The sequence below is a fragment of the Elusimicrobiales bacterium genome, from assembly GCA_041651175.1.
GTDB lineage: Bacteria > Elusimicrobiota > Elusimicrobia > Elusimicrobiales > Elusimicrobiaceae > JAQTYB01.
Map to the genome: position 1 here is coordinate 191,087 of JBAZJT010000001.1, position 23,337 is coordinate 214,423.

Annotated in this window: 19 protein-coding genes; 18 read left to right on the forward strand and 1 reads right to left on the reverse strand. The window is 62.8% G+C overall.

The genetic code is table 11. The features are described 5' to 3' along the window. The first annotated feature begins 24 nt into the window (after nucleotides 1-24). The 5 genes from WC421_00895 to WC421_00915 are packed head-to-tail and all read left to right on the forward strand — an operon-like array spanning nucleotide 25 to nucleotide 4,636. A complete protein-coding gene (locus WC421_00895; GenBank protein ID MFA5160780.1) occupies nucleotides 25-1,230 on the forward strand; it encodes a glycine C-acetyltransferase in 1,206 nt (401 codons plus the stop codon). Beyond that, entirely contained in the window at nucleotides 1,227-2,102 is an 876-nt protein-coding gene (locus tag WC421_00900; GenBank protein ID MFA5160781.1) for a zinc ABC transporter substrate-binding protein, read from the forward strand. The genes WC421_00895 and WC421_00900 overlap by 4 nt, the downstream gene beginning before the upstream one ends. Beyond that, a complete protein-coding gene (locus WC421_00905) occupies nucleotides 2,093-2,845 on the forward strand; it encodes a metal ABC transporter ATP-binding protein (GenBank protein ID MFA5160782.1) in 753 nt (250 codons plus the stop codon). The genes WC421_00900 and WC421_00905 overlap by 10 nt, the downstream gene beginning before the upstream one ends. Continuing rightward, nucleotides 2,835-3,656 carry a metal ABC transporter permease gene (locus tag WC421_00910; protein MFA5160783.1) on the forward strand — a complete coding sequence of 274 codons (822 nt, stop codon included), beginning with the start codon at nucleotides 2,835-2,837 and terminating at the stop codon, nucleotides 3,654-3,656. Before WC421_00905 ends, WC421_00910 begins: the two co-directional genes overlap by 11 nt. After that, a complete protein-coding gene (locus WC421_00915; GenBank protein ID MFA5160784.1) occupies nucleotides 3,653-4,636 on the forward strand; it encodes a trypsin-like peptidase domain-containing protein in 984 nt (327 codons plus the stop codon). Before WC421_00910 ends, WC421_00915 begins: the two co-directional genes overlap by 4 nt. Here WC421_00915 and WC421_00920 read toward each other — a convergent pair. Next, nucleotides 4,614-6,089 carry a tetratricopeptide repeat protein gene (locus WC421_00920; protein ID MFA5160785.1) on the reverse strand — a complete coding sequence of 492 codons (1,476 nt, stop codon included), beginning with the start codon at nucleotides 6,087-6,089 and terminating at the stop codon, nucleotides 4,614-4,616. The two genes, WC421_00915 and WC421_00920, sit on opposite strands and share 23 nt — an antisense overlap. A 78-nt stretch (nucleotides 6,090-6,167) precedes the next feature. Here WC421_00920 and WC421_00925 point away from each other — a divergent pair, with 78 nt between their 5' ends. The 13 genes from WC421_00925 to WC421_00985 all read left to right on the forward strand — a co-directional run bounded on the left by WC421_00925 (nucleotide 6,168) and on the right by WC421_00985 (nucleotide 23,249). Next, nucleotides 6,168-7,643, forward strand: coding sequence for a UDP-N-acetylmuramoyl-L-alanyl-D-glutamate--2,6-diaminopimelate ligase (locus WC421_00925; protein ID MFA5160786.1), 1,476 nt, complete (start codon nucleotides 6,168-6,170; stop codon nucleotides 7,641-7,643). After that, nucleotides 7,640-9,019, forward strand: coding sequence for a UDP-N-acetylmuramoyl-L-alanine--D-glutamate ligase (gene murD / locus WC421_00930; GenBank protein MFA5160787.1), 1,380 nt, complete (start codon nucleotides 7,640-7,642; stop codon nucleotides 9,017-9,019). The genes WC421_00925 and murD overlap by 4 nt, the downstream gene beginning before the upstream one ends. Beyond that, nucleotides 8,997-9,839 carry an HAD family hydrolase gene (locus tag WC421_00935; protein ID MFA5160788.1) on the forward strand — a complete coding sequence of 281 codons (843 nt, stop codon included), beginning with the start codon at nucleotides 8,997-8,999 and terminating at the stop codon, nucleotides 9,837-9,839. Before murD ends, WC421_00935 begins: the two co-directional genes overlap by 23 nt. Then, nucleotides 9,811-10,551 (forward strand): class I SAM-dependent methyltransferase, encoded by a 741-nt coding sequence (locus tag WC421_00940; GenBank protein MFA5160789.1) that lies wholly within the window; start codon nucleotides 9,811-9,813, stop codon nucleotides 10,549-10,551. The genes WC421_00935 and WC421_00940 overlap by 29 nt, the downstream gene beginning before the upstream one ends. A gap of 1 nt (nucleotide 10,552) precedes the next feature. Next, nucleotides 10,553-12,019, forward strand: a complete 1,467-nt coding sequence (gene ftcD, locus WC421_00945) for a glutamate formimidoyltransferase (protein ID MFA5160790.1) — start codon at nucleotides 10,553-10,555, stop codon at nucleotides 12,017-12,019. A gap of 6 nt (nucleotides 12,020-12,025) precedes the next feature. After that, a complete protein-coding gene (locus WC421_00950) occupies nucleotides 12,026-14,224 on the forward strand; it encodes a hypothetical protein (protein MFA5160791.1) in 2,199 nt (732 codons plus the stop codon). Between the two features lie 7 nt (nucleotides 14,225-14,231). Continuing rightward, the gene (locus WC421_00955; protein MFA5160792.1) at nucleotides 14,232-15,797 is read left to right on the forward strand and encodes a phosphoglucomutase; all 1,566 of its coding nucleotides are present in this window, start codon (nucleotides 14,232-14,234) and stop codon (nucleotides 15,795-15,797) included. Then, nucleotides 15,787-16,812 carry an adenylosuccinate synthetase gene (locus WC421_00960; protein ID MFA5160793.1) on the forward strand — a complete coding sequence of 342 codons (1,026 nt, stop codon included), beginning with the start codon at nucleotides 15,787-15,789 and terminating at the stop codon, nucleotides 16,810-16,812. Before WC421_00955 ends, WC421_00960 begins: the two co-directional genes overlap by 11 nt. After that, entirely contained in the window at nucleotides 16,809-17,216 is a 408-nt protein-coding gene (locus WC421_00965; GenBank protein ID MFA5160794.1) for a hypothetical protein, read from the forward strand. Before WC421_00960 ends, WC421_00965 begins: the two co-directional genes overlap by 4 nt. Nucleotides 17,217-17,294: 78 nt before the next feature. Continuing rightward, nucleotides 17,295-18,311 (forward strand): lysylphosphatidylglycerol synthase transmembrane domain-containing protein, encoded by a 1,017-nt coding sequence (locus WC421_00970; protein ID MFA5160795.1) that lies wholly within the window; start codon nucleotides 17,295-17,297, stop codon nucleotides 18,309-18,311. Then, nucleotides 18,308-19,432: a glycosyltransferase family 4 protein gene (locus WC421_00975; GenBank protein MFA5160796.1), complete on the forward strand. Its 1,125-nt coding sequence runs from the start codon at nucleotides 18,308-18,310 to the stop codon at nucleotides 19,430-19,432. The genes WC421_00970 and WC421_00975 overlap by 4 nt, the downstream gene beginning before the upstream one ends. Before the next feature lie 2 nt (nucleotides 19,433-19,434). Then, on the forward strand, nucleotides 19,435-21,330 hold the full coding sequence (asnB, locus tag WC421_00980) for an asparagine synthase (glutamine-hydrolyzing) (GenBank protein ID MFA5160797.1): 1,896 nt from the start codon (nucleotides 19,435-19,437) through the stop codon (nucleotides 21,328-21,330). Further along, nucleotides 21,327-23,249 (forward strand): hypothetical protein, encoded by a 1,923-nt coding sequence (locus WC421_00985; protein ID MFA5160798.1) that lies wholly within the window; start codon nucleotides 21,327-21,329, stop codon nucleotides 23,247-23,249. The genes asnB and WC421_00985 overlap by 4 nt, the downstream gene beginning before the upstream one ends. The last annotated feature ends 88 nt before the right edge of the window (nucleotides 23,250-23,337 follow it).

Sequence of the window (23,337 nt, forward strand, 5' to 3'; positions counted from 1 at the left end):
CCGGCTCCTTTCAGGAGGCACTTTATGACAACCGTGAACAAGACTGCGGACCGCCTTTCTTTTCTGGACGAGGAGATTAAAAACCTCAAAGAGCAGGGGCGTTTCATAACGCTCAACGAGCTTGCGTCCCCGCAGGACGCCGTGGCCGAAATAAACGGGCGGCGGGTGGTGAATCTGACTTCCAACAATTATCTCTGCCTCGCCAACCACCCTAAAATAAAAGCCGCCGCCATAGCCGCCATAGAGCGCTGGGGCGCGGGAACAGCCGCAGTGCGCACCATCATCGGCACCATGGGCATTCACACCGAGCTGGAAAAACGTTTCGCCGAGTTCAAGGGGACGGAGGCCGCGCTGCTTTTGCAATCGGGTTTCACAACCAATGTGGCCGTCTGCCAGAGCCTGATGACAAGCGAGCGGGACCTGCTGATTTCCGACGAGCTTAACCACGCCTCCATCATAGACGGCGCGCGGCTGGCCAAATCGCCGCGCAAAATCTATCCGCACAAGGACATGAACGCGCTGCAACAGATATTGGAATCCCCCGAATCGCGCGCGGCGCGGCGCAGGCTGGTGGTTACAGACGGCGTCTTCAGCATGGACGGCGACATCGCCCCCCTGCCGGAGATAACCGCCCTCTGCGAAAAATACGACGCCGTCCTTATGGTGGACGACGCGCACGCCAGCGGCGTCCTGGGCAAGCAGGGGCGCGGCACCGTCAGCCATTTCGGGCTTGAGGGCAGAGTGGACATACAAATCGGCACGCTCTCCAAGGCTTTTGCCGCCGTGGGCGGCTATGCGGCGTCCACAAACCGGCTGCGCGATTACATGGTGTCCACGGCAAGGCCGTTTCTGTTTTCCAGTTCCCATCCGCCGTCGGTGGCGGCCACCTGCATCGCCGGGCTGGATATTCTCTACAGCGAGCCGCAATTGCTGGCGCGGCTGTGGGATAACACGCGGTTTTTCAAGGAAGAGCTTAAAAAAGCCGGCTTTGACACCGGCAAAAGCGAAACGCCCATAGTCCCCGTCATGGCCGGAGGCACGGACAAGGCCAAAACCCTCAGCAAAAAAATTTTTGAAAACGGAGTTTTCGCGCTGGCCATAGGGTTTCCGACAGTGCCTAAAGGCAAGGAACGGCTGCGCAACATCGTTACCGCCGGGCATACTCAGGCGGATCTGGAAAAAGCCGTCGCCGCCTATAAAAAAGCCGGCAAGGAACTGGGAATCATTTGAAAAAACTGCTTCCCGCCGCCGCGCTTGTTCTGGCAGGCTGCGCCAAACCGCCGGCGCGCAACGATATTTCCTGCGCCGCGACCATATTCCCCGTATACTCCGTCATGAAGGCGGTGGGCGGGGACAGGGTGTCGGCATTTCTGCTTGTCCCGCCCGGCTCCGACGCGCACGAGTATGAGCCCCGCCCGCAGGACGTGGTCAGAATGGCCTCCTCCCGCATTTTCGCCTGCGCCGGCAATGTGATGGAGCCGTGGGCCGGCAAATTCGCCGCCGCCGTGGGCGGCTCCGAGATGACATTTGCGGATTTGAGCGCGGGGGTTAAATTTATTAATTCCGGCGCCGGCCCGGACCCGCATTACTGGCTGGATTTAGGCAATGCCGCCGTGATGGCGCAAAACGCCGCCGCCGTGCTGGAACGCGCCGCGCCGCAGAACCGCGATTATTACAGGGAAAACCTGTCCCGGTTCCGCAGCCGCCTCTCGGAACTGGACGCGGAGTATAAAACGGCGCTGTCCTCCTGCAAATACAGGACAATAATATACGCGGGCCATGCCAGCTTCGGCTATCTGGCGGCGCGCTACGGGCTGGGCTATTACGCGCTGGGCGGCTCGGAGCCGGGCGCGGAGCCGCCCGCCGCCCGCATGTCCGCGCTGGCCGCCGCCGCGAAAGGCGCGGGGATGAAAGCCGTATTCTACGAGGAACTTTCCGCCGCCGCGCCGGCCAGGACCATAGCCAAAGAAGCGGGGGCGGACATAATTCCGCTTAACCCGCTGCACGAAATAACACCCGCGCAGTATGCCGGCGGGGCGGATTATCTCTCGCTCATGGAAGGCAACCTTAAAAATCTGGCGCAGGGGCTTGAATGCAAATAGCCTCCGCCGAAAACCTCACCGTAAGCTACGGCGGCGAAAACGCGCTTGAGAACGTTTCTTTTGCCATAAACGAGGGCGATTTTACGGCAGTGATGGGCCCCAACGGCTCCGGCAAGACCACGCTTATGCGCGCGCTGCTGGGGCTGGAAAAACCCTCCGCCGGCGCGGCTTTTCTGTTCGGCGTCCCGGCGGAGAAATTTTCTGACTGGGCGGCGGTGGGGTATCTGCCGCAGGCCCGCGGCGCGGTTTACGGCAATTTCCCGCTCACTGTGCGCGAGGTGGTGGCGATGGGCCTTATCGCGCGCAGGAAATTCCCGCGCTTCGCCTCAAAAACCGACAATGCCGCCGTGGAGGCCGCGCTGGAAAGCGTCCGCCTGGCAGACTCGGCGGACAAGCTTATCGGCGAGGTTTCCGGCGGGCAGCAGCAGCGCGCTTTTCTGGCGCGGGCGCTGGTGAATTCTCCCCGGCTGCTGCTGCTGGACGAGCCGGGCGCCGCGCTGGACCCCAAAAGCCGCCGGGGGTTTTACGAGCTGCTGTCGCGGCTTAATTCCGGCGGCAAAACCACCATAATACTGGTAACCCACGACATGGCCGAGGCCGGCAGGTACGCCGCCCGGCTGATGATGGTGGACTCGCGCCTGGTATTCCACGGCACGCGCGAGGAATTCTGCCGCTCCGAGACGGTGTCCGAATTTTTCGGCCCCTTCTCGCAGCATGTGATATGCCACAGGCATGACCATTGATATTTTAAGCATGGGTTTTGCCCAGCGCGCGCTGCTGGCGGCGGCGCTGGTGTCCGCCGGCTGCGCGGCGCTGGGCGTTTTTCTGGTGCTGCGGCGGCTTTCGCTGCTGGGCGACGGGCTGGCGCATGCCAGCTTCGCGGGGGTGGCGGCGGGGCTGCTGGCGGGGGTGAACCCGTTTGCGGCGGCGGCGGTTTTCGCGGTAATCTGCTCCCACTGGATTTTCCGGCTTTCCGAAAAGACGAAGATGTCGGGCGACGCGGCCATAGGCATAGCCGGCGCGGCGGGGGTGGCTGCGGCGGCGGCCATATCCAGCGCGGCGGGCGGCTTCAATTCCGGGCTGATGACATACCTCTTCGGCAGCGTATTGACCGTTACCGGCGCGGAACTGGCCGCCGCGGCGGCGATGACGGCGGCGGCGCTGGGCATGATAGCGGTTTTCTATAACGAGCTTGTCTGCGCCGCATTTGAGGGCGAGCAGGCCCGGGTGCTGGGCGTTAAAACCGGCGCGCTAAACGCGATGTTCGCGGCTGTGGCGGCGGGGCAGATAGTGGCGGCGGTAAAGGTGGCCGGCGTGATGCTGACACCGGCTTTGATTGTAATCCCAGCCAGCGCGGCGCTGCTGGTGGCGCGCGGGTTCAAAACGGCAATCGCGCTGGCCTGCATAATCGCGGCGGCGGGCGCGGTTGGCGGAATACTGGCGGCTTTCGCGCTCAATATCCCCGCAGGCGCGGCTATAACGTTGGCGGACCTGCTGCTGCTGGCCGCCGCCTATGCCTATGCCAGAATCTCCGGCAGGAGAATACGATTGTGAAAACCGCCGTCTGCCTTCTGCTGGTTTGCCTCGGAAACCGCGCCTTCGCGCGGGACAAGGTCATCTACGGTGAAGACGACCGCGTTGATTATTACACCGCCTCCCCCGAATGGCGCGCGCTGGCGGACTCCACCGCCGCGCTGTTCAAGGCGGACAAGGTCGCCCCCGACGGGACGCTTTCGCTGGAAACGCTGGCCTCGCGGCACAATCTCTGCTCCGGGCAACGTTTCGGCGAGCAGCCGGCGGGCTCCTACTGCTCCGGCTCGCTTGTGGCGCCGGATGTTATAATGACGGCGGGCCACTGCCTCAGCGTCGGCGACAGTTCCACCAACGGGCTGGATGTTCCCGAATGCGCGGACATCAAATTCGTATTCGGCTATGCGCTGAAAAGCCCCGGCGCCCCGCCCGGCAAAGCCGATCCCGCCGATGTATACCGCTGCGCGGGCGTGATAGCGCGCGGTTTTCCCGGCATAGGCTCCAGAACCAGCGATTACGCGCTTTTGCGGCTGGACAGGCCGGTCCGAAACCGCGCTCCCGTTCCGCTGAACCGGGGAAAGGGAGTGTCCGCCGGCAACGGCGTGGGGGTTATAGGCTATCCGTCCGGCCTGCCGCTTAAAATCGCCGCCGGGGCGGCTGTGCGGGACGCCTCCAGCCCCGTGTTCTTCACGGCGAATCTGGATTCGTTCGGCGGCAATTCCGGCTCCATGGTGTTCAACCTGAAAACCGGGCTTGTTGAGGGGATAGTGGTGCGCGGGGATTCGGATTTCGCCTCAAACGGCGATTGCAACGTTTACAATATAAAACCGCAGAACGGCGGACGCGGCGAGGATGTGATTAAAATCTCGGTCATTCTGCCGCATCTGAATCCGCCCGCCGAGGCCGCGACTGCGGAACCCGCCGCCGCATACGAGGACATCGCCGCCAGAAGCCGCGCTATCCTCCTGTCTTTTGACGGCGTCAGTAATTCTGCTCGCCGATAGGCTCCAGCGGGAGGGAACAGGGGGGCAGCGGGTTTTCCTCCTGCGCCGCCGGCGGGCGCGGCGCAAAACAGCCCTCCGCCGGCGCGCCGTTTGCGGCAAGCGTGTTGCACAACTCGTCCGCCTCGCCGGTTTGCTTTGACTTTGCCGCCAGCTTCATAAATTGAGCCATTGCCTCAGCCGCCTTTTTGTATTCTTTTTTCGCTGCCAGCACGGCGGCCTTTTCCCTGAAAAAACAGCCGTTTTCCCCGTCGGCGGCTGTGGCGCGGTCCGCGTCCGCCTCGGCGGCGTCGTATCGCCCGGCGGCTGCATGGGCGCGCGCGCGCAGCATAAATGCCCAGCCGCCCGCGCCTTTCGGGTCCAGCTTAAGCGCCCTGTCAAAATCCTCCTCCGCCAGCTTGAGCGAATCATCGTGCTGGTACAGGCGCGCCAGCTCCAGCAGCGCGGCGCCGTGCTTGAGATAGGCTTTTGCCGTCGGCTCCACGAAAAGCGACAGGCCGTACAGTTTCAGCGCGGCCTTGAGCGAGGTTTTGGAATCGGACAGGGAGAGCAGCGCGGTATCCCCCGTCTTGGCCAGCGTTCCGGCCCGCGCCGCGCCGCCGCCAGAGCCGGCGATGTTCACTGCCAGCCCGACGGCGTCATAGAGGTAGAGGGCTATCTCGTTTTTCTCGCTTTGGCTGGAGTATTCCCAGGGGGCAAATCCGATTTCCGGCGCGGCGGCTTTGCGCGCGCCTTCGCCTGTGGCCTGGGCGCAGCCGGTTATGTTAAAGCCCATGGCGGCCAGCTCCTCGCATTCCATGCTCTGCGCCACGGTTTGCGCCGCCGCCGAATCCTCGCAGACCGAGAAAAAGCTGTGCATATCCCGCGCGGCGTCGGTGTAGTTGCCCTGCTCCACCCCCAGCGATGCGCGCGCATAGTGGAAATAGGGGTTGCCCGGCGCGATGTCTATCGCCGCGTCCAGGTCGGAGGCTGCGCCGGAGGGGTCCTCCAAATCCTTGCGCACCAGCGCGCGCAGGTAATACGCCATGCCCCAGCGGCCTTTGGGGTCCGCGGCCAGCGATTTGCCGTAGCTTTCCTCCGCGGCGCGCAGATCGCCCATGCGCTCCTCGGTTACGGCGCGGAAAAACCAGGCGTCCGCGTCCGCGGGGGAGGAGGAGGTCTTCGCCGTCCATTCCTGTATTGCGGAGCCGGTGTTCTGCGCCGCGCTTTCGGCGGTTTTCATGTACTGGTCAAACCATTGCGAGGCGGCCTTTGCCTGCGCCGAATAAAACGCGGGCAGCTCGGATTCCGGGATTTTCCTTTCCTTTGCCAGCTTCAGTATGGCCTCGTGCACCCCGTTTTTGCGGGCAAGGGCCGTATCCTCGGCGCTTATGGCCGGTTTGGGGACGGGTTTTTCTTCCGCGGCGAAAGCCGGCCCGCAAACGGCCAGCAGCGCCGCCAGTGTTAAACTCTTCATAGTGGTTTCATTATAGCGCATTTTCCGCGCCGCGGCGCGCCGATAGCGGCGCGCCTTTTTGTATAATTGGAGCATCTAATGCTTATAACAGAACTGTTCAGGGGCGTGGAGGCCGGGCCGCTGCCGGAAGGGCTGGACGTTTCCGGCATAGCGGTGGATTCGCGCGATGTAAAGCCGGGCGACGTGTTTTTCGCCTTCTCCGGCGCGAATACGGACGGACACCTTTATATAGCCGAGGCCGTCTCCCGCGGGGCGCGCGCGGTGGTTACCGGCGGCGCCTCCGGCATGGACGGCGGGCGGCTGCCCTTTATAAAAACGCCCGACATCAACGCCGCGCTGGCGGCCTGCGTGAACGCATTTTACAAGCGGCCCTCCGCCGCGCTGGAAGTAATCGGCGTAACCGGAACAAACGGCAAAACCACCACCACCTACCTGCTGGAATCCATATGGAACGCCGCGGGCAAAAAATCCGGCGTTACCGGCACGATCAATTACCGCATAGGCGGCGAGATAATAAGCGGCTCGGTCAACACCACGCCGCATGCGCTGACTTTGCAGAAACTGCTTGCGCTGACAGAGCAGCGCGGCGCGCGGACGGCCATCATGGAAGTCTCCTCCCACGCGCTGGCGCTCAAACGGGTGGACGGCATTCTCTTTGACTGCGCCGTGTTCACAAACCTGGCCCAGGACCATCTGGATTTCCACCTCACGCGCGGGGATTACCTCGCCGCCAAGCGCAAACTTTTTGAGATGCTCTCCGCGCCGGAAAACGCAAAGCCGGGGCGGCTGGCCGTAATCAACGGCGACGACCCCGCCGGCTGGAGCCTGAAAACCGCGCTTTCCCCGGCGGTAAAGCCGGTATTTTTCGGGCTGGGCGCGGCGCGCGACTGGCGGGCGCAAGACATCCGCGCCGGGCTGGACGGGACTGAATTCACCCTCGTCTCGCCGCAGGGCAGGACGCAGGCGCGGCTGAGCATATGGGGGATTTACAACATTCTCAATGCGCTGGCCGCCACGGCCTGCGCCGCCGGGCGCGGGATACCGATGGACGCCATCCTCAACGGCCTGGCCGCGCTGCAGCGCGTCCCCGGCAGGATGGAGGCGGTGCGCGCCGGGCAGGACTTCAGGGTTTTTGTTGATTTTGCGCACACCGAAAGCGCGCTTTCCGCCGTGCTGGCGGCTTTGAAAAAGCAGTCTTCCGGCAAAATCTACACTGTGTTCGGCTGCGGCGGCGAGCGCGACCGCACCAAGCGCGGCCCCATGGGGGTTGCGGTCTGCTCCGTCTGCGCGCGGGCTTTCATCACCTCCGACAATCCCCGGCGCGAGCCGCCGGACCAGATTTTCTCCGATATAGAGGCCGGCGTAAAAGCCGCCGGGCTTAACAATTACACCGTCATACCGGACAGGCGGGAGGCCGTGCGCCAGGCGCTCAAATCCGCCCGGAAAGGCGATATAGTGCTGCTGGCCGGCAAGGGGCACGAGAGATGCCAGGTCCTTGCCTCCGGCCCGGTGGAATACAACGATTACGACACCGCGCTGGAGGCTTTGAAATGAAATTCTCCCGTTCCGTTTTCGCGGGAAAACCCGGCTGCGTGCTGGGCTGCGGCAAGTCCGGCCTGGCCTGCGCGAAACTGCTTGCGGAGCAGGGGTTTGGCGTCTTTGCCAGCGAGCGCAGGCCGCTTTCCGCCTTCGCCTCCCCGCCGGAGCTGCCCGCGGGGGCGGAGGCCGAATTCGGCGGCCACAGCGACAAGATGCTCTGCTGCGCCTTTGCCGTCAAAAGCCCCGGCCTCACCCCGGATGCGGAGGCGCTGCAGAGGCTGCGCTCCGTCTCCATCCCCGTGTTCAGCGAGATGGAAATAGCGCTGGCGCTGCTGCCGCGCTGCGAGGTGTTTGCCGTAACCGGCACAAACGGCAAAACCACCGTAACCGCCCTTCTGGGCGCGATACTGGAGGAAGAGGCGAAACTGCGCGGCAACAGGGCGCATACCGCAGGAAACATAGGCATTCCGCTGTCCGAAATGAGGCCGGAGCAGGGAGATTTCCTCGCGCTGGAGGTTTCCAGCTACCAGTTGGAGGACAGCGCGTGGTTCTCGCCGCAGGCGGCCTGCATAACCAACATAACGCCGGACCATATGGAGCATCACGGCGGGATGGTGAATTATATCTCCGCCAAGGGGAAAGTTTTCAGGCAGCAGCAGAAAGACGCGGTCTGCGTTTTCAACGCGCTGGACAGGCATTGCGTGAAGCTGTCCGGGGAATGCCCGTCTGAAAAACTCTTTTTCGCAAGCGGCAGGGCGGAGGCCGCGGTCAACGGCTTTCTGGAAAAAGGCCTCCTGCGGTTTGATGTTAACGGCAAAACCTGCAAAATCGCGCCGCCGAAACTGCCGGGCATTCATAACATGGAAAACGCGCTGACGGCGGGGCTTATGGCGCTGGGAAGGGGAGTTGCCGCCGCGTCCGTGGAAAAGGCTTTCGCCGCCTTCAAGGCGGTGGAGCACCGGCTGGAGGACTGCGGCCAGGCCGGCGGCGTGCGCTGCATAAACGATTCCAAGGCGACAAACGTGGATTCCGCGCTGGTCGCGCTCAAGGCGCTGGCCTCCGGAGAAAAAAACATCTGGCTGGTGCTGGGCGGGCTGGGCAAAGGGGCGCCCTACGCGCCGCTTATGCCGCAGATAAAACGCTCCGTTAAAACCATTCTTGCCATAGGCGCCGACGCCCCCAAAATAGCGGCGGAACTGGAAGGCTCCGCGCCCATACTCAACTGCGGCACCGTGGATTCCGCCGTCGCCAGCTGTCTGGAACTGGCAAAACCGGGCGACATACTGCTTTTTTCGCCGGCGTGCGCGTCTTTTGACCAGTTCAGGGATTTCGAGCATCGCGGCCAATACTTCAAGGAGCTTGTGCATCATGCCCAAACTGGCGCTGTTTGATCTGGACGGGACACTGGTTCGGGCCGGCGGCTGCGGCAGGCTGGCGCTCAACGCCGCCGTCAAGAAACTCTACGGCAGGGACAATGTCTGCGCCGGAATATCGCTTGAAGGCTGCACCGACAAGCAGAATTTCAGCAGCGCATACACGGTTGCCCGCGGCAGGAAAGCCTCCGCGCGGGACATAGCGTTAATCTCCAAAACCTACCTTTCGCTGCTGCCGGCGGAGGTTGAAAAAGCCGCGCGGGAAAAGCGGTATTTCAAGCTGCCGGGCATAGACAGATTTCTGGCCGAGCTTAAAAAGCGCGGCGTGATGGTTGCGCTGGGAACCGGCAACCTCAAAGGCGGCGCGTATCTGAAGCTGGGGCCATCGGGCCTGGCGGGGCATTTTGAATGCGGCGGCTTCGGCTGCGACGGGTTCACCCGGCTTGAAATGCTCAAAGCCGCCGTCCGCCGCGCGGAAAAGCTGGCGGGAACAAAGATAGCCCCCGCTCAGATCTATGTAATAGGCGACACGCCAAAAGACGTGTCTGCCGGCAAGGAAGGCGGCTACCACACGGCGGCGGTTACCGACGGTTTCGCGCCGCGCGAGGCGCTGCTCAACGCCGCGCCGGAACTGCTGGAAAAGGATTTTTCGGACATGCGGCCCTGGCTTGTCTGGCTGGGGCTGGAGCGCGACCCCAAAGGCGTAAAACGCGCCAGCTATATCTTCCCGGACTGCGGGATAGAGCATGTCCAGTTCGGGCGCACCGGGATGGACACGGAGCAGCTCCGGCTGATGAAAAAGAAACGCAATGCGAAACTGGCAAAAAAAGTATTTTGACCCGAAGCTCTACACCCCCGCCACCCCCGCCGCAATCGCCAAAGCCGGGGGCGAGGCCGCCTTTGCGCTGAAAACGCTGGGCGCGGAAAAGGGCTGGCGCATTCTGGACGTGTGCTGCGGCCCCGGCAGGCACAGCATTGAAATGGCGCGCAGGGGAATGCGCGTTACCGGGCTGGATTTCTGCAAGCCCTATCTGGGACAGGCCCGCGCCCGCGCGGAAAAGCTGGGGCTGGACATAAATTTTATCAGGGGCGACATGCGCGCCATGCCCTTTGACGGGGAATTTGACGCCACCGTGAACATGTTCACCAGCTTCGGCTATTTTGACCAGGCCGGCAATATGCGCGCGCTCAACTCCATGGCCAAAGCGCTGCGCCCCGGCGGCAAGCTGCTGATTGATGTCATAGACCGCGATTTTGTGGCCGATTCCAAATCCCCGCGCGACTGGCATCTCCGGGAAGACGGCGTCTATGAGCTTGAGGAGCGGGATTTTGACGCCCGGCGAGACATAATCCGCACGCGCATGGTTTATATCCGCCCCGGTCAAAAGCCCGTGGAGCGGCAATTCACGCTGCGCCTTTACAACGCGCGGACTTTAAGCGCGCTGCTGGTGAAAGCCGGGTTCAAGCCGCTTTCTTTCCGCGACAGGCTGGACTTTTCAAAAGGAGGGCGCGGCCCGAGGCTTGTCGCCCTGGCAGTCAAAGGAGAATAATATGCCCAAACTGGTTGAATGCGTGCCGAATTTCAGCGAAGGCCGCGACGAGGCTAAAATAAACGCCATAGTGGAGGCGGCGCGCACCGTCCCCGGAGTGATAGTGCTGGACGTGGAAAAAGACGCCGACCATAACCGCACCGTGCTCACTTTCATCGCCCCGGTCGAAACCGCTGCGGACGCCTGCTTTGCCGCGGTGAAAAAATCGGCGGAGCTTATAGACCTCAACTCCCACAAGGGCGAGCATCCCCGCATGGGCGCAACCGATGTCGCGCCTTTCATCCCGGTGATGGGCTCCACCGTTGAAGACTGCGTCGCCCTCGCGGGAAAACTGGGCGAAAAAATCGGTTCGGAACTGGGCATTCCGGTTTACCTCTACGACCTGGCCGCGCGCAGGCCGGAGCGCAAAAACCTCGCCGACGTGCGCAAGGGCCAGTTTGAGGGCCTGCGCGGGGAAATAGGCAAAAACCCGGACAAAACGCCGGATTTCGGCCCCGACAAAATCCACCCGACTGCGGGCGCGATTGCGGTGGGCGCAAGGCGGCAGATAGTCAATTTCAACATCAATCTGGACACCGCCGACATGGAGCTTGGCAAAGCCGTGGCGAAAAAAATCCGGGCCTCAGGCGGCGGGCTGCCCTGCCTGCGCGCCAAGGAGATTTTGCTGGCCGCCAGGAATCAGGTCCAGATTTCCACGGTGCTGACAGATTACGGGACCACCTCAATCAAGGCGGCGGTGGACGCGGTGGAGCGCGAAACCACGCCGAGCGGCGTCAAAATCACGGGAACCGAGCTTATAGGGCTTACCGCGGGCGACGCGCTTATAGCCTATGCCGCCGAGTCGCTTAAAACCGAAAATTTCAACCCGCAGGCGCAGATTCTGGAAACCCGCATAGCCGAACTGCTGGGCGGCTGGCAGTCGGGCGCGGGGAATTTTGTGGAGGCGCTGGCCTCCTCCGCGCCCACTCCGGGCGGCGGCAGCGCGGCGGCGCAGACCTCCGCGATGGGGGCGGCGCTGGGACTTATGGCGATGGCGGTCAGCCTGCAGAGCAAAAAGATTTCAGAGGATAAAAAGGCGGTAATGCGCGTTGTGCATGCCAAAGTGGCGGAGCTGAAAAACGCGCTGTCGGCCTGCGTAAGCGAGGATGCCCGCGCCTACGATATGTATGTCGCCGCGCGCAAGCTGCCCAAGGATTCGCCGGAGCGGGAGGCCGCCATGCAGTCCGCCGCCAAGTACGCGGCGCAGGCTCCGCTTAAAACCGCGCAAATCTCCAGGCTGGCAATCATTGAGCTTTCCGCCGCCGGGGGCTGCATACACGCGCCGGTGATGTCGGATTTCCGCTGCGCCATGCATCTGCTTAAAGCCGGCATAGCCTGCGCCGCCGAAAATGTGAGGATAAACCTGGACTCCATAGCCGACAAGGCCTGCGCCGCGCGGCTTGAAAAGGAAATAGCGTCTCTGGTTTAATAAATCATGCCCGAAGAAGAGGATAAAAAACCTTCCGCCCCGCCGGACCTGGGCGGCGTCTTTGAGCGGCTGGCCAAAACCCCTCCGCCGCAGGACGCTCCCCGCCGGGAGGCGCGCAAAGTTCACGAGGACAGGACCTCCGTCCGCGCGCTGCGCGACAATTTGTCGGGCTATCAATGGGCGCAGGGCGAGGTGTACCGGCTTTCGGCCAAGTATTTCGGCAAGCGCACCGCCGCCGAGCTGGACGAGCAGTGCCAGCGCCTGCTCAAATCCCTGCATTATATGGAATCCCCGGAAGAAAACGCGGACCTGGCGATAAACACCCTGCTGGACAGGATGACAAGCGCGGAGGCGATGAAGGCCTCCCTGGCGCGCAAAAGCATGGCCGAGCTTAAAAAAGCCTTCGCCGACGCCGGCTGGCCGCAGGACAGGGCGGCGCGCATCGCCGCCAAATACGCGGGCGAACGCTCCGCAGCCGAGATAGAGGCCCGCTGCCGCATAATACTTTCCGAGTTGCCGCACGACCAGTCCCCCTCCGAAAACCGCGACCTGGCCCTTGACGTGCTGGAAGACGCGGGCAGCTACGAGGCCGCCAGGGCGCAGGCCGCGCGCCGCGTCTGGCTGAGGCAAACCGCCCGGCTGCTGGACGCGCCGCCCCAGCTTGCCGAGAAGCTGGCGGACGCCTTTCCGGGCAAAAAAACCCCGCAGGAACTGCTGGCGGAATGCGAGGCTCTCACCGCCCGCATAAAATGCGGGCAGTACCCGAAGGATTTCCTGCCCGCCATAGCCGTCCTGCTGGGCGAAACCGCCGAGGGCGACGCCATGCGCCATGCCCGCGCCCAGAAAAACCGCGACGATGTGAACCGGCTGGCCTGCGAGCTGTCGCTGACGCAGAAGCAGGCGGCCAGAATTGCCGCCGCATTTGCCGCGCCGGAAAGCGAAAAATGGTTTGACGAGCGTTTTCTGGAGCTTTTCGAATCGCTTCCCCAGTATGCGGATTCGGACCGGGAAAACGCGCTGCTGGCCGCCCGCGTCCTGGCGGGCGAGCTCAACGAGAAAGAAGCCCTCTCCCGCGCGCGGGGGCACAAAAACCATCAGGACGCGCTGGAGCTGGCAAAGGAGCTTGCCCTTCCGCAGGAGCAGGCCGCAAAACTGCTGGAGTTTGCCGGCGGCGAAAACGCGCCCCCGCTGCGCGGCGGCAGATACGACGAGCTTCTGATACACCTGCCCCAGCCGCCGGACCGGCCCAGATTCGCGGGCCGGCTGGCGCTGCGCGCGTTCATGGGCGAGATTTCCGAGGATTCGGCCCGCCGCGCCGCGGAACTGGCCGTGGCTTTCGCCAAATACTCAATCGCGGAAAACGATTTGTGCGCGCTGGAACGCAAATACGGCGGGCAGAAAAGCGCGCAGGAGCTGACTGCGGAATTTGAAGCGGTGCTGGCAAAGCTGGACTGGCAGCAGTCGCCGGAGGAGAATTACGGCCTCGCGCTGGCCGCGCTGCTGGAGCCGGGCGGCCAGTCCGGCGACGCTGCCGCCTCCGCCGCCAGGGAGGACAAGGAGCGCGCCCGCTTCCAGGCCGCGCTTAACGGCTACGGCTGGTTCAGCGGCTATGCCAGCGAGTTGTGCGGCAAATTTTTCGGGCATAAGGATGTGAACCAGCTTATCTCCTCTTTCGAGAAAATCATCTCGGCGCTTCCCCACCAGGGAAAAGCCGAGGAGGAAAACCGCGACCTTGCGCTGCGCGTGCTGCTGGAGCGGGTATCCTCGTCGGAGGCGGTGCGCGAGGCGGAGCTGCGCAAGCTTTTCCGCGGCGCGCCCTGGTCTTATGATTATGCCGCCGACCTTGCCGGCGCGTATCTGGGCGATTTGCTGCCGATGGAGATTTTCGGCTATCTCAACGACCGTTTTTCCGCCTCCGGCTTCTGGCGGGACAATCAGCCCGCGCACCGCTATATAATGGCCAAAACCGCGGAATATCTGGCGGGGCGGATGGACGGCGGCGTCTATGATATGGTGTTTGAACTGCTGGCCCTGTCCGTTCCGCCCAGGGCCGTGCGCGAGGTGGAGCAGGCCGCCGCGAATTATTCCGGCAGAAGGTTTGACCCCAGGGAAATGGCAAAACGCTACGCGGAGGCCGCCGCCAAAGCCGGCGGCCATGACGGCGCCGCCAAGACGGCGGAGGAGATTTTCGCCGCCGCGCTGTGAGGATTATATGGCACATGAAAACGCAGGCAGCATAGCCGAAACCGTCATAAACCCGCGCCATTTCCGGCAGGAGTTTTTCTCGCCGTCGCAAAAGCCGCATAAGGTGAAGTTCGGCACCTCCGGCCACCGCGGGAAACTGGGCGCGGGCTTTTGCGAGCTGCACGCCCTTGCGATAGCGCAGGCCGTCGCGCGGCTGCATATTGAAAAGGGCGTCAAAGGCCCCGTCATCTGCGGCGGGGACACGCGGCTCATGTCGGCTGAAACCGCCCGGATATGCGCGCAGGCGCTGGCCGCCAACGGCATTGAAACCCTGCTTTCGGAAAGCGCGCTGCCCACGCCGGTGATGTCGTCTGCCATAATGTCCGGGGCGGCGGCGGGCTGCCTTAACGCCACAGCCTCGCACAACCCGCCGCAGGACATGGGGCTCAAATACAACCCCTCCACCGGCGGACCCGCCTCCGGCGCGACGACCGCGCTTATAGAGGCTTGGGCCAATGAATACATGGAAAGCCCGGCCCTGATAAAGCGTATAACGTTTGAAGAGGCGCAAAAACGCGGCCTTGCCCGCTATTGCGATTTCACGGGGCCTTATATAGAAAAGCTGGCCCTGATGGTGAACTTTGACGCTATCCGGCAAAGCGGGCTGCGCATCGCAATCAACACTTTGGGCGGCGCGTCCGGGCCGTTCTACCAGGCTGCAAAAGAGCGGCTGAATCTGCCGAATCTGAAGCTGGTTTTCAACGAGCTGGACCCTGCTTTCGGCTTCATTCCGCTGGACCATGACGGGCAGATACGGATGGACCCGTCCTCTCCGTATCCGATGAAACCGCTTATAGAGCTGGCGCAAAGCGGCGGCTGCGATTTCGCCGGCGCCTCGGACCCGGATGCGGACCGCTTCGGCGCGGCAACCCCGAAGGCCGGGCTTGTGCCGCCCAATCACGCGCTGGCCGTGCTGCTGGATTATCTGATAACGCACAGGCCGCAGTGGCCGCAAAGCCTGCGCGCCGCGCGCACCATAGGCACCACCCATCTGCTGGATAAAATCGCCGCCGCCGCGGGCCGCGGCTGCGACGAGAAAGACGTGGGCTTCAAGCATTTCGTGGACGGCATCTCCTCCGGGCGGTATATTCTTGCCGGAGAGGAGAGCGCCGGCCTCTCCGCCTACGGCTGGACCACGGAAAAAGACGGCATTCTGGCGGTATTCCTGCTGGCGGAGGCGATGGCGGTTACGGGAAAAGACCTCTCCGAGCTTTACTCCGCGCTGACCGCCAGGCACGGCGCGCCCTGCTACCGCCGGACGGATTTCCCGCTCACCGAGGCCGCCCGGAGCCGGATAAAATCTTTCTCTCCGGATTCATTCGCGGGCGAGGAAATCGCGGGCGAGACTGTGCAGCGGGTCCGCGCATCGGACGGAATAAAATTGTACCTTGAGGATTCGTGGGTTCTTGTGCGCCTGTCCGGCACCGAGCCGATAGCCAAGCTCTATGCCGAAACATTCCGCGGGCCGCGCCAGCTTGATGCAGTGATAGACCGCGCCGCCGCCATGTTCATGGAGGAAACACATGCCAGTTGACATCATATCCGGCGGCCAGGCCGGAGACGAGGGGAAAGGGAAAATATCGGCCTACCTCTCGTATAAGGGAAACTACTCCCACTGCGTGCGCGTGGGCGGCCCCAATGCGGGGCATACCGTGGTTTTCGGCGGGAAATCATATGCGCTTAAAAGCGTTTCCTCCGGATTCCTGAACCCGCGCACCAAAATAGTGCTGGGCGCCGGCGCGTATATCATAACCGACTGGCTGCTTAAGGAAGCCGACCTCACCGGCTGCCGCGACAGGCTGCTGATAGACCCGCGCGCGGTGGTCATAGAGCCGCGCCATACCGATGCCGAACGCGGCGACGGGCATTTCATGTCCCTTGTGGGCAGCGTGGGAACCGGGCTTGGCCAGGCGGTTAAAGAGCGCATAGAGCGCAGAGCCCTCAGATTCGCCAAAGACGAGCCGGCCCTCGCGGATTATATAGCCGACGTGCCGGAGATACTCAACGCCGCGCTGGGCAAAGGCGGGGAAGTGCTGGTGGAGGGGACGCAGGGCGTCAAACTCTCGCTCATCCACGGCGAATATCCGTTTGTCACCTCGCGCGACACCACGGCCTCCACTTTTCTTGCCGAGGCCGGCATAGGCCCCAAACACGCGCGGGATGTGTATGCGGTGTTCAAGCCTTATGTGAGCCGCGTCGGCCCCGGCCCGCTGGAGCGCGAGCTGGAGAACAAAAACGAGCTTGCCAAATACCATTCGCAGGGGCGCGAGGTGGGCAGCGTGAGCGGCAGGCTGCGCCGCATAGGCGCCTTTGAGGACAACTGGGCGAAAAGGGCGGTGATGCTCAATTCCGCCAACAAAATAGCGGTTACGCATATAGACATGTTTGAGGGCAATTCCCGCATCAGAACCATGGCGGACGTCACCCCTCCCGCGCGCGAATTTCTGGACGGGCTTGCCCGGCTGGGCGAACTGACTCCGCATCCAGAGCTGGCGCTGGTCTCCACCGGGCCGGAGCTGGAAGACATGATAGACCTGAGAAAACCATGAAAAAACCGGCCCTTATTCTGTGCGCGGCGGTTTTATGCTGCGGCTGCCATTCCCTGTTATCGTCCCAGGCCAACGAGAACAAGCTTAGCGAGAATTCTGCCCGGGCGATGGCGCATTCCATGAAAGGCTGGGAGCTTTACAGCTGGCCCGCGGGGGACGGCTGGAAATTCGCGCTCCTGCCGGGCACCAACCGGCTTAAAAACGCGGGCGAGATAACAGCCGGCCCGGCGGTTTACGGCGCGGAGCAGCTTAAAGCGCAGATAAAAACGCTGGCGAGAGGCGAGCAGATTTTGTGGAATTTGCGGAACATGGAAGGCTTTTCCATGCCGCCGCAGGACACCGTTTCCGACCTCTCCGATTACTGCAAGGACAAAGGCATAGACCTGTCCGTGCTGAACTGGTAAACGCCGGTTGCCGCCGTCAACCGCAGTTTACCCGGGCGCAGAGGGAAAACCGCCTCCAAATTTGGGATAATCCGTATTATGAAAAAATCCATCTCCATCGCGGGCGGTTTCGCCGTAAGCGCGGCTCTTATCTGGCTGGCAGCCAGAAAAATAGATTTCCGCGATGTGGCCGGGGTATACGGCAGGCCCGGCTTCCTGGAGTTTGCGCTGGTGCCGGTAATCGTGGCATTCATGCTGCTCATGCGCGGGCTGCGGTGGAAACTGCTGGTGCTGCCCTGCGCCAGAATACCGGTTTTCCAGATGACAAAGCTGGAGACCATGGGCCTTGCGCTCAATAACGTGCTGCCGCTGCGGCTGGGCGAGATAGGGCGGGCCACCATAGGCGCGGCCTCCACCGACGCGCCGTTTCTGACCCTGCTTTCAACCATAGTGGTGGAGCGGGTGCTGGACGCCATCACGCTGGGCGTCATTTTCGCCGCCGCGATAACCGTCGGCGGCGCACAGAGCCTGGCCCAGTATGCGCCGACCGTCTGGGCAATGGTGGGGGCGACGGTTGTCGCGCTGGCGATGCTGATTTTTCTGGAGGAGATGCTGGAGCATAGCAGCCTGCTGCGCGGCTTTCTGGCAAGGTTTCCGAAGCTGGACCGCTTCGCCCGGCAGATAGGCATGGGCGCGCAGGCGCTGCGAGACTGGAAACTGGCGCTTGCCATAATCGCGCTGGGCGCGCCGCTGTGGCTGGCGGACGCTTTCGGCTATTTCTGGGCCGCGCATATAATCGGACTTACGCCGGCGCTTAGCTACGGCAAGGCGATGGTAACGTTGTGCACGGCGGCGCTGGCGGTGGCGATGCCGTCGGCGCCCGGGTTTTTCGGGGCTTTCGAGCTGGCGCTTCAGCGGCTGCTTATGGGCTGGGGGGTTAACCCGGGCGATGCGCTGGCCTATGCCGCGTTCGTGCATCTCAACGGCTACATACTCATAACGCTGACCGGAATAATTTTCCTCTACGGCGCGGGACATTCGCTGGGCGGGGTGTGGAAGCATCTCTCCGGCGGCGCGCCCGCCGCCTGCCCCCCGCAGCCGGAAAAAGCCGGATGAAACCGCCCTCGGTGGTGATGCTGATAGCCAGCTTCCGCCCGGCCATCGGCGGCGCGGAAACCCAGGCGCTGGAAATTTCACGGTTTCTGAAAGACGGGGGGGCGCGTGTCCGCGTGCTGACGCGGCGGCTGCCCGGCACGAAAAGCCTGGAAACCATAGAGGGCGTTCCGGTGCGGCGGCTGTTCTGCCCCGGCGGCGGAATGCTCAACTCGCTGTGGTTCATGGCGGCATCGTTTGGCTGGCTTGTTGTCAACGGCGCGGATTACGGGGTTATACATGTCCATCTTGCCGCGTCCCATGCGCTGGCCGCCTGCCTGGCGGCGAGGCTGACGGGAAAAAAAGTTGTTGTAACCGTCGGCGGCGGCGCGGGGATAGGGGAACTGGCCGCCTCCTCGCGCACAATCGGGGGAAGGCTGAAGCTGTCGCTGCTGCCGTTTTTCGCGCCGAAGCTGCTGCTGGTAACACCCCGGCAAAAGCCGGAGCTTGAGAAATACGGGCTGGGCGGGCTGGCCGCAGAAATTTTCCCCAACGCGGTGGACACCGATAAATTTTCGCCCCCCCCGCCGGAGGAGAAGCTGCGGCTGCGCCGGCAACTGGGGCTGGCTGAGGGGATCGTGTTTCTCTACGCCGGCAGGCTCGCGCCGGAGAAGCGGCTGGCGGAATTTATTGAGGTGTGGGCAAAGGCCGGGCGGGGCGCGCAGTTTATAATCGCAGGGGACGGGCCGGAAGAATACCGCATACGCGCGGCGGCGGCGGGGCCGGGCAATGTAATCGTGGCCGGGCGGGCGGACAACATAGCCGATTACTACAGGGCCTGCGACGTGTTTGTGCTGCCTTCGGTTTCGGAGGGGCTGTCCTGCGCGCTGCTGGAAGCGATGGCCTGCGGCATGGCGGTGATGGCCACCTCAAACGGCGGCTCCGGCGACGCGGTGGCCGAAGGCGAAAGCGGCTTTCTATTTGACCCGCTGGATGCGGAAACAATAGCCGCAATAATAAGGAAATTCATTTCCAATCCGCAACTGGCGGCGGAAATGGGCGCCAAAGCGCGCAAAACCGCGGCAAGCCGTTACGATATGAAAAACGCGGCGCGCGCGCTTGCCGGGATTTACGAAGGATTATAGCCATGTGCGGAATATCTGGGATATTCAATTACGGAACCGGCGCGGCGGTTGACAAGGACGAACTGCGGCGGCTCAATTCGCTTATACTCCACCGCGGGCCGGACGACGACGGGTTCTGCTTTGACGGCCCCGCCGGCCTGGCGATGCGGCGGCTGTCCATCATAGACCTGCCCACGGGGCATCAGCCCATTTCAAACGAGGACGGCTCGCTCTGGATAGTCTTCAACGGCGAGATTTACAATTTCCGGGAGCTGCGCGCGGAGCTTGAAAAAAAAGGGCACGTTTTCCACACAAAAACCGACACAGAAGCCATAGTCCATCTTTACGAGGACGAGGGCAAAAACTGCGTCAAAAAACTGCGCGGGATGTTCGCCTTCGCCATCTGGGACAGCCGCAACAAACGCATTTTCATCGCGCGCGACCGGATAGGCAAAAAACCGCTTAATTACAGCCTGCAAAACGGCAGGCTGGTGTTCGCTTCCGAGCTGCGGGCGGTGGCGGCGGCCTGCCCGCGCGAGATTGATTTCCAGTCGCTTGACCTGTATCTGGCGCTGCAATACATCCCCAGCCCGCGCACGGTTTACAAAAACATTTTCAAGCTGCCGCCGGCGCATACGCTTACGGTTGACAAAAACGGCGCGGTGTCCGAGCCGTACTGGGACCTGCCGCTGAACGCGCCGCCTCTGGATATTTCGGAAAGCGAGGCCAAAAGCGAGGTGCGCCGCCGGCTGGAGGAGGCGGTTAAAATACGCATGGTCTCCGACGTGCCGCTGGGCGCCTTCCTGTCCGGCGGGGTGGATTCCTCCGTAATAGTCGCGCTGATGAGCAGGCTATCGGCCAGGCCGGTGAAAACTTTCTCTGTCGGTTTTGAGGAGCAGGAATTTTCGGAGCTGGAATATGCCCGCGCGGTCGCGAACATGCACGGCTGCGAACACACGGAATTTATAGTAAAGCCGGAAATGAGCGACGTGCTGCCCAAACTGGCCTGGCATTACAGCGAGCCATATGCCGATTCCAGCGCGCTGCCGTCCTATTACGTGGCGCGCGAGACCAGAAAACACGTGACCGTCGCCCTCAACGGCGACGGCGGGGACGAGAATTTCGCCGGCTATCTGCGCTACATAGCGATGCGGCTGGCGCATTACTGGGACTATCTGCCCGCGCCGGCCCGCAAATCGCTGGCCGCGGCGGCGGAAATACTGCCCGAAAAATCCGCGCCGCTAAGCATTTTGTGGCGGGCCAAACGTTTCCTGCGCTCCACCGTGGCGGGGGATTTTCCGGCGCGGCATCTGAAAATGGTCTGCTATTTTGACGACGAGGCAAAGCGCGCCCTCTATTCGCCGAAATTCCGGGCGGCGGTAAATCTCTCCGGCGCGGCGGACTATATCGCCGCCGGCTATGAGAAGGCGGCGGGGCTGGATTTCATCAACCGGCTGCTTTATGTGGACATCAAAACCTATCTGCCGGAAGATTTGATGGTGAAAATGGACATTGCCACCATGGCCAACTCGCTGGAGGGCCGCTCTCCGCTGCTGGACCACGAGTTCATGGAATTCTGCTTCCGGCTCAGGGGCGATATGAAGCTCAGGGGCCTGGGCAAAACCAAGTGGCTGCTCAAGGAAAGTTTCCGCGACATGCTGCCGCCCCAGATTCTGACGCGCCCCAAAATGGGTTTTGCCATACCGGTGGGCCGCTGGTTCCGCGGCGAGCTTAAAAAATTCTGGGAGGAGGCCTGCCTCTCCCGGACCGCGCTGCGGCGCGGGTATTTCAACGAGGCCGCGCTGCGCGCCGTGTGGGAGGAGCATCAAAGCGGCAGGCGCGACCACGGCTACCGGCTGTGGGCCGTCCTCATGCTGGAATTGTGGCACCAGGCTTTCATGCCGGACGGGGGGTTATGATGGACGAAAAATATATCGCGGACGCAATCGCCGCGCTGGCCGGCAAATTCCCGCTGGATGAGCGCGCGCGCATTGAAACCGGCGTGCGCCAGGCCGCCAAATTATGGCGCAGGGACGACGGCGGCGGCGACGATTTCATCGCTTTCTGCTCCGGCAATTTTTTCTCCGGGGAGAAGCTGGACATCCTGTTCTCTCGCTTTGAGGCCAAGCTGGAGGCGCTGTGCGGCCATTTCAACGCCATGCAGATAGCCCTGCGCCTGGAGGCCGACGAGGACAGGGGCGGCATGCATCCCCTGGACGCGGCTTTCGCGGCGTTCACGCCGTCGGCCCATCTGGAGGAGGATTTGTTCGCGGCGAAGCTGGCTTTTGCCGCGCTGCTCAATTTTCCGGTCAAAACGCTTGAAGAATGCCTGGCGCTGGGCGTCAAATGGAACCGGGACGAGTGGGCGCGGATGCGGCTGGCGGGGCAATTCGTCTCCCGCGTGCCGCCGGAACTCAAGCAGGCCGAGGCGGAAGCGGCCAGCGCGGCGGGCAATTACATAAACAGCCACGGCATACGGATGGACCGCGTCGCCGGCCCGGACGGCGCGCCCGCCTTCAGGCAGGGACTGCGGCTGCTGCCGCACTGGGGGCTGCGCGACGAAATCAAGGCGCTCTACGCCGACCCCGCCGGGCTGGAAAAGCAGAAGCTGATTCACGATATAATGCTGCGCGTCATAACCCAGGAAATACCCCGCGCCGCCGCCGAGGGCGGGGAGGGGCTCTGGGACCCCGCCGCAAACACGCTGGACGGCGCGCCCGCGCCGGCGGAGCCGGACACGCGTTACGGGCATTTGCTTGCCGTGTTTAACAGCTGCCGCAGGCAGGACAGGTATTATCCCGACTTCCCGACGCATATGGACCGCCGCTTCAAATTAGGCCGGGAAATACCGGAGAGCGAGGCGCGCGCGCTTTTTGAGACGCTGCTGGACGCGCCGGTTTCAGCGAAAATCGCCGCGCGCATTTCGGAAAGGCTGGGGCGCCGCCTGCTGCCTTTTGACATCTGGTATGACGGGTTCAAGAAGCGCGGCTCAATCCCGCAGGCGGAGCTGGACGCCCGGACCGCCGCGAAATACCCGACGCTGGAGGCTTTCGGCAAAGACATAGGCGCGGCGCTGGGCGCGCTGGGGTTTTCGCCGGAGACGGCGGCTTTCCTGGCCGGACATATAGAAGCCGCGCCCGCGCGCGGCGCGGGCCATGCCTGGCCGCCGCTTATGCGCGGGGCCAATGCCGTGCTGCGCGCCCGCGTCCCGCCGGGCGGCATGGACTACAAGGGATTTAACATAGCGATGCACGAGCTGGGCCATTGCGTTGAGCAGGTGTTCTCGCTCTACAAAACGGACCACTATTTGCTGCGCGGCGTGCCCAACACCGCTTTCAGCGAGGCTTTCGCATTCCTGTTCCAGAGCCGCGACCTGGAAATTCTGGGGCTGGCGAGGCACGGCAGCAGCGCGGACGCGCTGGACGAATTTTGGGCGGCCAGGGAAATAGCCGCCGTCGCGCTGGTTGATATGGATGTGTGGCGCTGGCTCTACAGGCATCCGCGCGCGACGCCGGAGAAGCTCAAGGCCGCGGCCATAAACATCGCGAAAGGAATCTGGAACCGCCACAACGCGGCAGTTTTCGGGGTAAAAGACAGCCCGCTGCTGTCCGCTTATTCGCACATGATAAACGGCGCGCTGTATCTGCCGGATTATCCGCTGGGACGCATAATCGCCTCGCAAATCGGCGCGCATTTTGACGACAGGCCGCTGGCGCAGGAAATGGAGAGGATGTGCGCGATAGGCGCGCTGACCCCGGCTGAGTGGATGCGGCAGGCGGTCGGCTCCGGCATATCCGCGCTGCCGCTGGTGGCCGCCGCGGAAAACGCGCTGTTGTAGAACCTGGACCTGCTCCCGAATAAACCTGAATGCTTCAGTTGGTTGCGAGGACCGAGGCGAAAAAGCGCGAAATAATGCCGAACAAAAT

What these genes read in the sequence shown, in the direction of transcription:
- WC421_00950 (MFA5160791.1), top strand. Translation starts at nt 12,026, where the DNA reads ATGCCCGAAGAAGAGGATAAAAAACCTTCCGCCCCGCCGGACCTGGGC.
- WC421_00920 (MFA5160785.1), bottom strand. Translation starts at nt 6,089, where the DNA reads ATGAAGAGTTTAACACTGGCGGCGCTGCTGGCCGTTTGCGGGCCGGCT.
- murD (MFA5160787.1), top strand. Translation starts at nt 7,640, where the DNA reads ATGAAATTCTCCCGTTCCGTTTTCGCGGGAAAACCCGGCTGCGTGCTG.
- WC421_00975 (MFA5160796.1), top strand. Translation starts at nt 18,308, where the DNA reads ATGAAACCGCCCTCGGTGGTGATGCTGATAGCCAGCTTCCGCCCGGCC.
- WC421_00955 (MFA5160792.1), top strand. Translation starts at nt 14,232, where the DNA reads ATGGCACATGAAAACGCAGGCAGCATAGCCGAAACCGTCATAAACCCG.
- WC421_00970 (MFA5160795.1), top strand. Translation starts at nt 17,295, where the DNA reads ATGAAAAAATCCATCTCCATCGCGGGCGGTTTCGCCGTAAGCGCGGCT.
- WC421_00965 (MFA5160794.1), top strand. Translation starts at nt 16,809, where the DNA reads ATGAAAAAACCGGCCCTTATTCTGTGCGCGGCGGTTTTATGCTGCGGC.
- WC421_00925 (MFA5160786.1), top strand. Translation starts at nt 6,168, where the DNA reads ATGCTTATAACAGAACTGTTCAGGGGCGTGGAGGCCGGGCCGCTGCCG.
- WC421_00940 (MFA5160789.1), top strand. Translation starts at nt 9,811, where the DNA reads ATGCGAAACTGGCAAAAAAAGTATTTTGACCCGAAGCTCTACACCCCC.
- ftcD (MFA5160790.1), top strand. Translation starts at nt 10,553, where the DNA reads ATGCCCAAACTGGTTGAATGCGTGCCGAATTTCAGCGAAGGCCGCGAC.
- WC421_00910 (MFA5160783.1), top strand. Translation starts at nt 2,835, where the DNA reads ATGACCATTGATATTTTAAGCATGGGTTTTGCCCAGCGCGCGCTGCTG.
- WC421_00960 (MFA5160793.1), top strand. Translation starts at nt 15,787, where the DNA reads ATGCCAGTTGACATCATATCCGGCGGCCAGGCCGGAGACGAGGGGAAA.
- WC421_00905 (MFA5160782.1), top strand. Translation starts at nt 2,093, where the DNA reads ATGCAAATAGCCTCCGCCGAAAACCTCACCGTAAGCTACGGCGGCGAA.
- WC421_00895 (MFA5160780.1), top strand. Translation starts at nt 25, where the DNA reads ATGACAACCGTGAACAAGACTGCGGACCGCCTTTCTTTTCTGGACGAG.
- WC421_00935 (MFA5160788.1), top strand. Translation starts at nt 8,997, where the DNA reads ATGCCCAAACTGGCGCTGTTTGATCTGGACGGGACACTGGTTCGGGCC.
- asnB (MFA5160797.1), top strand. Translation starts at nt 19,435, where the DNA reads ATGTGCGGAATATCTGGGATATTCAATTACGGAACCGGCGCGGCGGTT.
- WC421_00985 (MFA5160798.1), top strand. Translation starts at nt 21,327, where the DNA reads ATGATGGACGAAAAATATATCGCGGACGCAATCGCCGCGCTGGCCGGC.